Here is a 12,384-nt window from a genome sequence, read left to right on the forward strand (position 1 = left end):
CGTGAAACATCGGGCGGCTCAGGCGCCGGCGGCCTCGCGCTTCTCGACCTCGGCCAGGGCGGCCAGCAGGGTGGCCGGCTCCTGGGCGCCGGCGACGACGTACTTCCCGGCGAACACGAAGGCGGGCACGCTGGTCACCCCCATCTGGCGGGCGGCATCCAGCTCGGCGGTGAGTTCGGCGACCCCCTGGTCGGAGTCGAGGAAGCTGCGGACCTCGGCCCCGTCCAGGCCGACCTCGGCTGCCAGGGTGGTCAGGGCCTCCGTGGAGCCGATGTCCACCCCGTCGGTGAAATGGGCGCGGTGCAGCACCTCGACCATCTCAGCCCCGCGACCCCGCTCCGCGGCCCAGTCGATCAGCCGGTGGGCGTCGAAGGTGTTTGCCGCGATCGCCCGGTCGAAGCGGAAGTCCAACCCCAGACCCGCGCCGATCCCGGCTACCCGGTCGACCATCTGCCCGACCCGAGCCGGTCCACCGAACTTTGCGCTAAGCGCCTCCAGCAGGGGCCGGGGCTCCGTCACCGGGGTGGGATCGAGCTGGAAGGGCCGCTGCCGGATGGTGACCGGGCCCTCGTAGGAGGCGAGGGCCAGGTCCAGCTTGCGCCGACCGATCCAGCACCAGGGGCAGACCACGTCGGAGTAGATGTCGATCTCCATAACCCGGGTCAACCCCTCGGTTCGGCGATCTGTTCCCGCACCTGCCGCTTGAGTCGACCCAGGATGGCGGTGCCGCCCCGCACCCGCAGCGGGGTGATCGCCTGCGCCAGACCCATCCGCTGGTACAGGTCGTCCGGCACGGCGAGCACCTGCTCGGCAGTGGCCCCGGCCAGCCCTTCGGCGAGGATGCCGGCGAAGGCCCGAGTGGTCGGCGCCTCCGGTGGGCAGTCGAACAAGGTCCGGACCGTGCCCTCGGGGGTCACCTCGGCGCGCAGGAAGAAGGGGGTCTGACACTCCGGCACCTGCTCCATGCCTTCGTGGCCCTCCTGGCCGGCGGGCAGCGGGGGCACCGCCTCGGAGTACTCCAGCAGCATCTCCAACACCACGTCCCGTGGCGCGGCGGCGAACTCGTCGACGATCTCGGCCAGCTTGCTCGGCATCTCGGGCATCCCGCCAGGCTACCGGCGTACCCCGGTCACAGGGTGGGGGCCTGCTCGCTGATCTGCCCTAGGGCGGACTGGGGGTCGAACTGCACCGCCAGGTCGCCGAGGGAGACGATGCCGACCAGCTTGCGTTCGACATCGCAGACCAGCACCCGGCGTACCCCCCGTTCGCGCATCAGGGCCGCCGCGTCACCGGCCGAGCAGTTCTGCTCGATCATCACCACCTCGCGGGTGGTGATCGAACCGATCGTCGTGGTGGTGGGGTCGCTGTTGGCGGCCACCGCCCGGACCACGATGTCGCGGTCGGTGAGCAGCCCGGCCAGGGTGGCCCCCTCGGTGACGACGACGTCACCGATGTCGGCCTCCTTCATCACCCGGGCCGCCTCGTCGAGGGTGGTTTCCGCCGGCAGGTAGATGACCTGTCGGGTCATCACGTCAGCGACGCGATAGTCGGACATGAGAGCCTCCAGAGAACGTTAGGTCGGTCGGTTTGCGGTACCCCGTTCTCCGGCTGCTACACCCCATCCGGCGCAGGCTCACCGGTCCTCGGTCAGATGGGGGAGCAGGTCGGCCAGCGGCAGTTCGGTGTGCTCGCCGGTGGCCCGGTCGCGTACTTCGACGTACCCCTCGGCCAGGCGGCGGCCGACCACGACGGTGCGGGGGATGCCGATCAGCTCGGCGTCGGTGAACTTCACCCCGGCCGAGACCCCGGTCCGGTCGTCCACCAGCACCCGCAGACCGGCCGCGGACAGCCGGGCACCCAGGTCGACCGCCGCCTCCAACTGCGGACCCTTGCCCGCCGCCACCAGATGCACATCGCAGGGTGCCACCGAGCGGGGCCAGACCAGTCCCCGCTCATCGTGGTGCTGTTCGGCGATGGCCGCCACCGCCCGGGACACCCCGATGCCGTAGCAGCCCATGGTCAGGCGTACCGGTTTGCCCTGCGGTCCGAGCACGTCCACGGCGAAGGCGTTCGTGTAGCGGCGGCCCAGCTGGAAGATGTGCCCGATCTCGATGCCTCGGCGCATCGTCAGCCGACCCTGGGCGCAGGCCGGGCAGGGGTCACCGGCGCGTACCTCGGCGGCCTCGACCGTGCCCTCGGGGGTGAAGTCCCGGCCACACACCACATTGGTGGCGTGCCGGCCCGGTTCGTTGGCACCGGTCAGCCAGGCCGTCCCCGGCACCACCCGGGGATCGACCAGGTAACGGATGCCCAGCTTGTCGAGCACCTGGGGGCCGAGGTAACCACGAACCAAATCGGGACGGTCGTCCCAGCCGTCGAAGATGTCCACAGTGGCGGGCGAAAGTGCGGCGGCCAGCCGCTTCAGGTCCACCTCCCGGTCGCCCGGCACCCCGACGACGAGGAGTTCCGCCTCCTCGACACCCGGACGACGCAGGGTCAGCACCACGTTCTTCAAGGTGTCGGCGGCCGTCCAGTCCGTCCGACCGGCCAGGGCCCGGTCGTTGGCCAGAGCTACCAGGCCGGCGATGGTCGGGGTCTCCGGGGTGTCGTGCACCTCGACGGCGGGCTGCCGGTGCGGGTCACCGGCCGGAGGTGCCGGGGTGGTGACCGCCTCGGTGTTGGCCGCATAGGCGCAGTCGGTGCAGCCGACGTAGGTGTCCTCCCCGACCGGGGTGGTCGCCAGAAACTCCTCCGAGGCGGAACCCCCCATCGCCCCGGACACCGCGTGCACCACGCTGTAGTCCAGGCCCAGCCGGTCGAAGATCTTCCGGTACGCCGCGCGGTGCCGGTCGTACGCCGCCCGCAGGCCCTCGTCGTCCAGGTCGAAGGAGTACGCGTCCTTCATCAGGAACTCGCGTCCGCGCAGCAGCCCGGCCCGGGGACGGGCCTCGTCCCGGAACTTGGTCTGCATCTGAAACAGCGTCATCGGGAGATCCCGGTACGAGGTGAACAGGTCCTTCACCAGCAACGCGGCCATCTCCTCGTGGGTCGGCGCGAGCAGGTGCTCGGCCCCGCGCCGGTCGGCCAGGGTGAAGATGTCGTCGCCGTACTCCGTCCACCGTCCGCTGGTGCGGTACGGCTCCGCCGGCAGCAGCGCCGGGAAGTGCACCTCCTGGCCACCGATCGCGGCCATCTCGGCCCGGACGACCTCGGCGACCCGGTCCAGCACCAGCTTGCCCAGCGGCAGCCAGGTGTAGCCGCCCGGCGCGGCCCGCCGCAGGTAGCCGGCGCGCAGCAGCAGCCGATGGCTCGGCACCTCCGCGTCGGCCGGGTCCTCGCGCAGGGTCCGGAGCAGGGTGGTGGACATCCGAAGCAGCATTGCCGCAGGGTACGACCGCAGGGGCGGTCTGGGCCAACGCATTGGGCCCTAGGGCTCGCTGAGCCCGGACCGATGCGCGATCACCGCCAGGGCGGTACGGTCCCGGGCGTTCAGCTTGGTCAGCAGGCGACTCACATAGGTGCGTGCGGTCGCCGGACTGATGAACAGGGCCCGGCCGATCTCGTCGTTCGTCTCCCCCAACCCGACCCGGGCCAGCACGGCCCGCTCCCGCTCGGTCAGCACGGCCAGCCGAGGATCGGGGCGGGCCGGTCGGGGCGCGGCGGCCAGCCGTTCCATCACCCGGCGGGTGACCGAGGGGGACAACAGGTTCCCGCCCGCCGCCGCCGTCAGCACCGCCCGGCGTAGCTCCTCCGAGGGGGTGTCCTTCAACAGGTAACCGGCGGCGCCCAGGCTGACCGCCTCGATGATGTCCTCCTCGTCGTCGAAGGTGGTGAGGATCAGCACCCGGGTGGCGGCCAACTGCTCGTCGGCCCGGATCGCCGCGGTGGCGGCCAGGCCGTCCAGCACCGGCATCCGGATGTCCATGAGTACGACATCGGGCCGGTGCTGCCGGGCCAGCCGCAGCCCGGAGCGGCCGTCGGCGGCCTCCCCGACCACCTCGATCCGAGGATCGGCCGACAGCAGGGTACGGATGCCGGCCCGGACCAGATCCTGGTCGTCGACGATCAGCACCCTGGTCATGCCGGCCCGACCAGCGGAAGTTCGGCGTGGACAGCGAACCCTCCCGGTATCGGGTCTGCGGTCAGCCGACCCCCCAGGCTCTCGGCCCGCTCCCGCATCCCGGCGATGCCGTGCCCGATGCTGGCCTTTGGTGCTTCGAGGCCCGGGTCGGCTCGGGCATCGGCGCCGGTGTCGGTGACCGACAGGGTCAGGCGGGCCTCGTCCTGGCGTACCCGGATCTCGACCCGGCTGCCGGCGGAGTGTCGTACGACATTGGTTATCGCCTCCTGCACGATCCGGAAGGCGGCGGCCTCCACCGGACCCGGGACGGGGGTGTCCAGGTCGACCCGGAGGTCTACATCGAACCCGGCGGCGCCGGCCGCCTGGGTTACCGCGTCGAGGTTGGCCAGCGAGACCACCGTGCGGCGCTGGTCCTCCGGTGAACGCAGCAGAGTCACCGTGCGGCGCAGGTCGACCAGGCTGCGGCCGGCCGCCGACCGGATCAGCTCCAGCGCCGAGCGGGCGGCGGCCTCGTCGCGGCCTAACGCCTCCCGGGCCACATCGGCGTGCAGGGCGATCACCGACACGGTGTGCCCCAGGGAATCGTGCAGGTCCCGGGCGATGGCCATCCGTTCGTGCTGGACCCGGGTGTGCGCCTCCTGCCGGTACCGCGCCGCGATCAGTTCGGCGATCCGCCGGGCGTCCGCCTGCGCCGCCCGGCGCGACCGCACGCTGTCGCCGAGAGCGATCGCCGCCCCCATCAACAGCAGGTGCCCGGCCAACTCGTAGCCGACCACGAAGGAGAAGTCCTGCCCCTCGGCCAGGCGGAAGACCACCGAGACCACGGTGACCAGCACGGCGGCGGTGACGGCGGCGGCCAGTCGGGCGTACTCGGCGGCGGAGAAGAGGGCGGCGGCGACCGGCACGGCCAATCCGATCGCCGGGTAGCCGACGGCGTAGTAGGCGCACAGGCCCAGCACCGTAGCGGCCAGCACCGGCACCGGGTAGCGGCGACGGGCCAGCATCAGCGCCCCGAGGCCGACGGCCCACAGGTACGCGACCCCTTCCGGCCCGTGTCGGCCACCCTCGTTGGCACTGATCACGATCGAGACGACGGCGGCGACACCCACACCTAGCAGGAGGTCGAGGACCCAGGGGCGGCACGCCTGCTTCCTCGCACGACCGGCCACGAACTCAGCGTACGGCGCGGGCCCGACCCGGTGGAGTCGTCAGGAGGCGACCCCGACAGTCGCCCACGGACGTACCCGGTCCGGTGGGAAGGATCAGGGGCGTTTGGCGAAGGCGATGAAGCGACGCCAGGTGGGTGGGTCGAAGGTGAGCACCGGGCCGGTGATGTCCTTGCTGTCGCGTACGCCGATCACGCCCGGCAGGTTGTCGGCGACCTCGACGCACTCGCCGCTGGCGCTGCGGCTCGACTTGCGCCAGGTCGCCCCGGTCAGATCGTCCACGAGTCCATCACTTCCTTCATCAGCAGCTCGGACTGCGCCTTGGGCAGGGCGACGCTGCGGATGCCCTCCCACCTCGCCAGCACAGTTGCCATCTCCTCGTTTTCGTCGATGGTCGCGCCACCGACGTGGTTCTCCAGGTGTCCGACCCACTCGCCCTCGACACCGCGGGCCAGGGTCAGCGGGCCGGCGTGGCCGACATGCACGCTCACCTCGGCGGGGATCAGGTGCACCAGCACACCGCCGCGTTTCACACAGTCGAGCAGGTGGTTGATCTGCTGGAGCATGATCCCTCGGAAACTCTCGTCGGCCCGGCGGAGCGTCGTCTCCTCGATCACCGCGATCAGCATCGGCGGATCGGGCCGGGTAAGGATGGCCTGCCGGTCCATCCGTACCGCCAGTCGCCGCTCCACCTCGTCGTCGCTGAGCAGATCATCGGCGCGGATCACCGCTCGGGCGTAGTGCTCGATCTGCAGCAGACCTGGCACCAGTGTGGGGTGATAGCAGCGCAGTTGACGGGCGGCGCGTTCGGCATCCAGCCACGGCCGCAACCAGCTCGGCTGACCGTGCAGCTCGGCGATGCGCAGCAGCCCCAGCAGCAGGCCGTCGCTGTCGAGCACCTCGTCGGCGCGTTTGAGGAAGAGTCGGTCGAAGGGGCGTTGCCCCAGCTCGATGGCGGAGATCTGGGAGCCGGAGAAGTGCACCAGCCTGCCGAAATCCTCCTGGGTCATCCCGGCGGCCAGTCGCAGCCTGCGCAGCTGGGCCCGGATCAGTTCGGCGGTCTGCTCCGATTCCACAGTGCCTCCACGATCTCTTGGCCGCTCCCACGGGGTTCCCGGGCCGGCGTGGAGAACACCCCGGCCCGCGCGTTTGCCTTCCGACCGTAGTCGTGCGATCAGCAGAATGTCACGTAGCGGTCTTGCTCCCATCCACCGGGGACGGGGTGGGGCTGCCCAGGGGTCGCCTCAGACCAGATGGGACGGGGCGGCCCCCGCAACGGTCAGCGGGATGCCCGGCGGGCCACCCGGAAACCGACATCGTCGACCGTGAACGTCGGATGGCTGCGACGGCGTACGGAGGCGCGGCAGCTCCACTGCTCGTCGAACCAGCCGCCGCCGCGCAGCACCCGGTAGCTGCCGTAGACCTCGGCGTCGTAGACGTCCCAACACCAGTTCCACACGTTGCCCAACATGTCGTACAGGCCCCAGGCGTTGGGTTGCTTGCCGGCCACCTCGTGGATCCGCTCGGCGGAGTTGCCGCGATACCAGGCGATCTCGTCCAACGGCCCGTATCGGGGGCCGGTAGTGCCGGCCCGGCAGGCGTACTCCCACTCGGCCTCGGTCGGCAGCCGGTATCCCTCGGCGTCGACGGTCCAGTCGACCTGCTCGCCCTCGATCCGGTACGCCGGTGTCAGACCCTCCTGTTGGGACAGCGCGTTGCAGAAGCGGATCGCATTCCACCAGGAGACGCTCTCGACCGGTAGCCGATCGCCGGTGGCCGCGCTGGGGTGCTCGCCGGTGACCTGTGCGTACTGCTCCTGGGTGATCGGGACGGCGGCGATGTCGTACGGCTGGAGTCGTACCGACCAGCGCCGCTGAGTACGCCGGTCCGACAGCGTCACCAACCCGGCCGGGACGGAAATCATGGCTAGCTGCGCCGTCACGAGCAGGGAGCGTACTCCAGTCGACGGGCAATGACCTCCGCCACGATCGCGTGTCCGGGGCAGCCGGACAGGCCTGCCGGGTGCCAGACTCTGCGACGTTAAGAAGGGGCCCTTCCCATACCGCAGGCGTTAATAAGGTGCCCTTCCTTACTCCGCTCAAGGGAGCAGTGGTGCGCTGGGGTAGTTATGTCGCGGTCGGGGACAGCTTCACCGAAGGCCTGGACGACCCGTATCCGGACGGCACCTTCCGGGGCTGGGCCGATCTGGTCGCCACCCGCCTGGCGGCCGAGGCCGGCCCCGATTTCCAGTACGCCAACCTGGCCATCCGGGGACGCACCTTCCCGAACGTGGTGGCCGAGCAGGTGCCCATGGCGTTGGCGATGAAGCCGGACCTGATCAGCTTCGCTGCCGGTGGCAACGACGTGCTGCGTCGTACCTTCGATCCGGATGCCCTGGTCAGCCGCTTCGACCAGGTGGTGGGCCGGCTGCGGGCGGACGGCGCGGACGTGGTGCTGTTCCGGTTCGCCGACGTGATGGCCCGACTGCCCGGTCAGCGGTTCATCGCCCCCCGGGTGGCGCTGCTCAATCGGGCGGTCGGCGAGACCGCCGAGCGGCACGGCGCCATCCTGGTCGACCTGTACGCCGACGACACCTACCTGAACCCGATGCTGTGGAGCACGGATCGGCTGCACCTGTCTGCGGTCGGTCACCGTCGGGTCGCCGCCCAGGTGCTCGCCGCCCTCGGGGTCGGCTGTGACGAGCAGTGGTTGCTCGTACCGCCCTCCCCGCAGCCGACGCCCTGGCTCTCCGCCCGGGCGGCCGACCTGCGCTGGGCCGGACAGCACCTGGCACCGTGGATCACGCGCCGGCTGACCGGCCGTTCCTCCGGCGACACCCGCACCGCCAAACGCCCCGCGCTCGGCCCTTTCTCGTCACCGCCGCCGCGCTGATCAGGAAGCCGCCGGCACGACGACTTCCTGATCAGACGAGTGGTGCCTAGGCGTGCGGCAGACGGTTGCGGCGTCGGGTCAGCAGCAGCATGAGGCCGCCTCCGGCCAGCAGGACCAGACCGATTCCGGCGATCAGGGTGGTCTGTGACCCGGTGATCGGCAGCTCACCCCCGCCCCCGTTGCCGCCGTCGTCCCCACCGCTGCGGGGGGCGGCGACCACGACGGAGAAACCGTCCTGGTTGTCGCTGGCATCCACATCCGCCGCCGGTACGGCCACCGCGTTCGCCGGCAGCGTGGTGCCCACCCGGTCGGACTTGGCGACGACCTCCTCGGTCAGGCCCTCGACCTGCACGGTCCCGCCCTTGAAGGTGACCGGGGCCTTGGCGTCGGCCGGCACGGTAATCAGGTTGTGCAGCTCGACCGCGGAGTGGATGTCGTCCTTGGGGTCGGTGTCCTCGGCGACCGGTACGAGGGCCAGGCTGTCGTAGGTGCAGACCGCCGAGCGTGCGTCCTCGTCGACCGCGCACTCCTTGGGAGGCTGGGTGAAGGCGGTGCCCTCGGGCAGGCCCAGGGTGACCTTGACCCCGCTGACCGCCTTCCGGCCCTGATTGACGATCCGGTAGCGCACCGCGGCCGTCTCGCCCGGGTTCAGCGGCCCGGTCGCTTCGAGCTTGCCGTCCGCCGCTACCCGCACGGACTGCTTCACGTCCGGGGCGATCACCGAAAGGTCAGCCCCGTCTTCGTCGACGATCTTGATCGTGAAGGTCTTCTTGACATCGGGCGACCTGACGTCGTCCCAGTACGCGTGCACAGTGACCACGACTGCGGCCTCAACCGGCTCCTGCTTGCGGATGCGCAGGTCCAGCGGCACCTCGACCGTCTCGCCGGGGCCCGGCGTGAACTCCGGATAATCGGATCCCTCGAGGAAGCAGTAGAAGTTGTCGGTCTCACCGTCGCACTCGCCGGTGTCAATGCGCGGCTCCGTCCAGTGGACGGAGGCACCCTGGATCGGGTCCTCGCTGCCGGGGGCGACGTTGAATTGCCACGCGGTCGGCGTCTCGTCGGCCGTCAGGTTGGTTAATCTGAGATATATTCGCTTCTTTTCGACTCCCACTGGGGCCGTAGTGCTGGTCAGATCGAAGTCGAACTTCGGCTCCGGATCCATTGCAGCGGCGGGACCAGCGGGAAGAGCTGTACCGGCGAGGACTAGTAGTGCGGCGGCCACCGTTCGTGACAGCCAGCGACGACCAACAGTCACAGCGAAACCTTCCAAGCGAACGGCACGTGTCATTGCCGACGATATTCGGCGAGGGCCCGGTCGCGCTGTCCCGTCATCGGAGCGGCCACCCGGCAGCTCACGACTGGGTACCTTGGGGACCATGCCTGTGCCGAGTGATCCCGACTCCCGACTCCAGTCCTACGCCGATCCCCAGCGGCTGGTCACCACCGAGTGGCTGGCCGAGCATCTGCACGACGAGGGTCTGGTCGTCGTCGAATCCGACGAGGACGTGCTGCTGTATGACACCGGGCACATTCCCGGTGCGGTGAAGGTCGACTGGCATCTGGAGCTGAACGACCAGGTGACCCGCGACTATCTGGATGCCGAACGGTTCGCCGAACTCTGCGCCGCCAAGGGCATCGGCCGTGACGACACGGTGGTCTTCTACGGCGACAACTTCAACTGGTGGGCCGCGTACGCCCTCTGGGTCTTCACCCTTTTCGGGCACGCCGATGTGCGCCTGCTCGACGGCGGGCGACAGAAGTGGATCGCCGAGGGGCGGGAGTTGACCCGTGACAAGCCGAACCGGCCCCGGGCCCAGTACCCGGTGCCGCAGCGCGACGACGCGCCGGTGCGGGCCTTCCGCGAGGAGGTGGCGGCGCACGTAGCGGCAGGTCGGCCGCTGGTGGATGTGCGTTCACCGGGTGAGTACACCGGCGAGATGCTGCACATGCCGGACTATCCGCAGGAGGGTGCGCTGCGGGGTGGGCACATCCCGGGTGCGGTGAGCAAGCCGTGGAAGTCCGCCGCCAACGACGACGGCACCTTCAAGTCGGCCGAGGAACTGCGCGCCATCTACGCCGATCAGCTCGGGCTGAGCCCGGAGGACGACGTGATCGCGTACTGCCGGATCGGGGAACGCTCCAGCCACACCTGGTTCGTGCTGCGCCACCTGCTCGGCTACCCCCAGGTTCGCAACTACGACGGTTCCTGGACCGAATGGGGCAACCTGGTGCGCGCCCCCGTCGTCAAGGGCCCCAACCCGACCTGATCCCTCGGGCCGATCGTCGAAGTCGCCGGGCGGGCCGTCCCCGGCGACTTCAACGATCGACGGGGATGTCGTCCATCAGATAGCGCTGGATGGTGGGGGCCAGCCAGCCGCGCAACTCGGCCAGGGAGATGTCGACCATGGGTGGTATGCGCAGGACGTAGCGGGTGAGGGCCACCCCGAGTAGCTGGCCGGCGATCAGACCGGCCCGGCGGGGAGCCTGGGTGGGATCGGCGATGACCCGGGCCACTGCCGTGCCGAGCTGGGTGGCGCAGATGGTGCGTAGCCGCTCCGCTCCATTGGGGTTGGTGGACGCCGTACGCAGCAGGGCGGGCAGGGTGTCGTCGCCCTCCCAGCGGGTCAGGAAGTGTCCGACGAGGGTGTCGCCGAGGCGCTCGGGGGGCACCCCGCCGAGGTCCGGCAGGCGCAGGTCGAAATCGGCCGCCGCCGCGAACAACCCCTCCTTGTTGCCGTAGTAGCGCATCACCATCGAAGGATCGATCCGAGCGTCCGCCGCGATGGCGCGGATGGTCGCCCGGTCATAGCCGTCGGCCGCGAATCGGGCCCGGGCCGCTCGCAGGATGGCCGCCCGGGTCGCCTCCGAGCGACGCGTTCCCCGCACCCCGGCTGCCGGCTGCGCCTGCGATCCACCCTGCCGCTGGTGTACGCCTTCCGTCATCTGACCGACAGTATGCCAACGATCGTTGACTTCCGGTTCCGGGTCGACTTACCGTCAGGTCAACGGTTGTTGGCAAACAGATGTTGGCAGATGCCTCGGAGGTCGCCATGCTGCCCGAACGAACGGATGTCCTGATCGTCGGCGCCGGCCCGACCGGGCTGACCGCGGCGCTCACCCTGGCCCGTCACGGTGTCCAGGCCACCCTGGTCGACGAGCGGAAACGGCCCCAGGTGACCTCCCGGGCGGCGGTGGTGCACGCGTACACCCTGGAGATGCTGGACCGCATCGACGCCGCAGCGCCCCTGGTGGCGCGGGGGTTGCCCTCCCGTCGGATCACCGTGCGGGACCGGGACCGGGTGCTGGTCACCGTGCCGTTCGACGGACTGCCGAGTCGACATCGGTACGCCCTGACGGTGTCCCAGTCGGTCACCGAGCAGGTGCTCACCGAGCAGCTGGCCGAGGCGGGCGGTGAGGTGCTGCGTCCGTACCGGCTGACCGGCCTGGATCTCGACGATGCCGGCGCCCTGGCGCGGTTCGACGGTGCCACCGTGCGGGCCCGGTGGGTGATCGCGGCCGACGGAATGCACAGCACCGTACGCACGGCGGCCGGCATCCCCTTCACCGGGCGGGCCGACACGGAATCCTTCGTGCTGGCCGACGTGCTCATGGACAGCACCATGTCCCGCGAAGGGGCCTCGATCTTCCTGGCCCGGGGCGGTCCACTGGTCTGGGTGCCGCTGCCCGGCGACCAGGTCCGCCTGGTCGCCACGGTCACCGACCCGCCGGCCGAGCCCGATGCCGCATACCTGCAACGGATCCTCGACGAACGCGGCCCGGCCGCCCGCCCCGACCGGGTACGCGAGGTGCTGTGGTCCTCCCGTTTCCGGCAGCACCAGCGGGTGGCCGAGACCTTCCGCGCCGGGCCGATCCTGTTGGCCGGTGACTCCGGTCATGTGCACAGCCCCGCCGGGGGGCAGGGCATGAATCTGGGCATCCGTGACGCGATAGACCTGGGGGAAACCCTCGCCGAGGTGCTGGCCGGGGGGCACGACCGGCTGCTCGACGAGTACGCCGCCCGGCGTCGTCCGCTGGCCGAGGAGGTGGCCGGCTTCGCCGGCCGGCTGACCCGGCTCGCCGTGGTGCCCCCGCCCGCCCGGCCGGCCCGGGACGTGCTGCTGCGCCTGGTCTCCGGGCTGCCCCCGGTACGCCGCCGGATCGCCCTGCGGCTGTCCGGGCTGCACCAACGGGCGTGACCTCCAGCGGCCGATCCGCCCGCTGAGCTGGTGCGGGTGCTGTTCG

Annotated in this window: 14 protein-coding genes; 3 read left to right on the forward strand and 11 right to left on the reverse strand. The window is 70.6% G+C overall.

Features of this window, described 5'->3' with window-relative positions; all coding sequences use genetic code 11:
* Positions 1-18: 18 nt before the first annotated feature.
* The 9 genes from ABZ795_RS19060 to ABZ795_RS19100 all read right to left on the reverse strand — a co-directional run bounded on the left by ABZ795_RS19060 (position 19) and on the right by ABZ795_RS19100 (position 7,171).
* Positions 19-654, reverse strand: a complete 636-nt coding sequence (locus tag ABZ795_RS19060) for a DsbA family oxidoreductase (RefSeq protein ID WP_357531302.1) — start codon at positions 652-654, stop codon at positions 19-21.
* An 8-nt stretch (positions 655-662) separates the two neighbouring features.
* Positions 663-1,103, reverse strand: coding sequence for a SufE family protein (locus tag ABZ795_RS19065; RefSeq protein ID WP_327023493.1), 441 nt, complete (start codon positions 1,101-1,103; stop codon positions 663-665).
* A gap of 26 nt (positions 1,104-1,129) precedes the next feature.
* Positions 1,130-1,555 carry a CBS domain-containing protein gene (locus ABZ795_RS19070; protein WP_327023492.1) on the reverse strand — a complete coding sequence of 142 codons (426 nt, stop codon included), beginning with the start codon at positions 1,553-1,555 and terminating at the stop codon, positions 1,130-1,132.
* Positions 1,556-1,633: 78 nt separating this feature from the next.
* Positions 1,634-3,379, reverse strand: coding sequence for a proline--tRNA ligase (locus tag ABZ795_RS19075; protein WP_357531303.1), 1,746 nt, complete (start codon positions 3,377-3,379; stop codon positions 1,634-1,636).
* Positions 3,380-3,427: 48 nt separating this feature from the next.
* Positions 3,428-4,081 (reverse strand): response regulator transcription factor, encoded by a 654-nt coding sequence (locus tag ABZ795_RS19080; RefSeq protein WP_357531304.1) that lies wholly within the window; start codon positions 4,079-4,081, stop codon positions 3,428-3,430.
* Positions 4,078-5,250, reverse strand: coding sequence for a histidine kinase (locus ABZ795_RS19085; RefSeq protein ID WP_357531305.1), 1,173 nt, complete (start codon positions 5,248-5,250; stop codon positions 4,078-4,080). The genes ABZ795_RS19080 and ABZ795_RS19085 overlap by 4 nt, the downstream gene beginning before the upstream one ends.
* 93 nt (positions 5,251-5,343) lie before the next feature.
* The gene (locus ABZ795_RS19090) at positions 5,344-5,529 is read right to left on the reverse strand and encodes a DUF397 domain-containing protein (protein ID WP_327023488.1); all 186 of its coding nucleotides are present in this window, start codon (positions 5,527-5,529) and stop codon (positions 5,344-5,346) included.
* Positions 5,517-6,323 carry a helix-turn-helix transcriptional regulator gene (locus tag ABZ795_RS19095; protein ID WP_357531306.1) on the reverse strand — a complete coding sequence of 269 codons (807 nt, stop codon included), beginning with the start codon at positions 6,321-6,323 and terminating at the stop codon, positions 5,517-5,519. Before ABZ795_RS19095 ends, ABZ795_RS19090 begins: the two co-directional genes overlap by 13 nt.
* 203 nt (positions 6,324-6,526) lie before the next feature.
* Positions 6,527-7,171, reverse strand: a complete 645-nt coding sequence (locus tag ABZ795_RS19100; RefSeq protein WP_357531339.1) for an SUMF1/EgtB/PvdO family nonheme iron enzyme — start codon at positions 7,169-7,171, stop codon at positions 6,527-6,529.
* A 188-nt stretch (positions 7,172-7,359) separates the two neighbouring features.
* Between ABZ795_RS19100 and ABZ795_RS19105 the strand changes: the two genes are divergently transcribed.
* Complete coding sequence (locus ABZ795_RS19105; protein WP_357531307.1) at positions 7,360-8,139, forward strand: SGNH/GDSL hydrolase family protein; 780 nt, start codon at positions 7,360-7,362, stop codon at positions 8,137-8,139.
* Positions 8,140-8,185: 46 nt separating this feature from the next.
* Here the strand turns inward: ABZ795_RS19105 and ABZ795_RS19110 are convergent, their stop codons facing one another.
* Entirely contained in the window at positions 8,186-9,304 is a 1,119-nt protein-coding gene (locus ABZ795_RS19110) for an LPXTG cell wall anchor domain-containing protein (RefSeq protein ID WP_357531308.1), read from the reverse strand.
* A gap of 214 nt (positions 9,305-9,518) precedes the next feature.
* Between ABZ795_RS19110 and ABZ795_RS19115 the strand changes: the two genes are divergently transcribed.
* Positions 9,519-10,409, forward strand: coding sequence for a sulfurtransferase (locus tag ABZ795_RS19115; protein ID WP_357531309.1), 891 nt, complete (start codon positions 9,519-9,521; stop codon positions 10,407-10,409).
* Positions 10,410-10,458: 49 nt separating this feature from the next.
* On the opposite strand, the gene ABZ795_RS19120 is transcribed toward ABZ795_RS19115, so the two are convergent.
* The gene (locus ABZ795_RS19120; RefSeq protein ID WP_357531310.1) at positions 10,459-11,085 is read right to left on the reverse strand and encodes a TetR family transcriptional regulator; all 627 of its coding nucleotides are present in this window, start codon (positions 11,083-11,085) and stop codon (positions 10,459-10,461) included.
* Positions 11,086-11,192: 107 nt separating this feature from the next.
* Here ABZ795_RS19120 and ABZ795_RS19125 point away from each other — a divergent pair, with 107 nt between their 5' ends.
* Complete coding sequence (locus tag ABZ795_RS19125; protein WP_357531311.1) at positions 11,193-12,338, forward strand: FAD-dependent oxidoreductase; 1,146 nt, start codon at positions 11,193-11,195, stop codon at positions 12,336-12,338.
* Positions 12,339-12,384 lie beyond the last annotated feature (46 nt).

The organism is Micromonospora sp. NPDC047134, from assembly GCF_040643455.1.
Taxonomy (GTDB): Bacteria; Actinomycetota; Actinomycetes; order Mycobacteriales; family Micromonosporaceae; genus Micromonospora.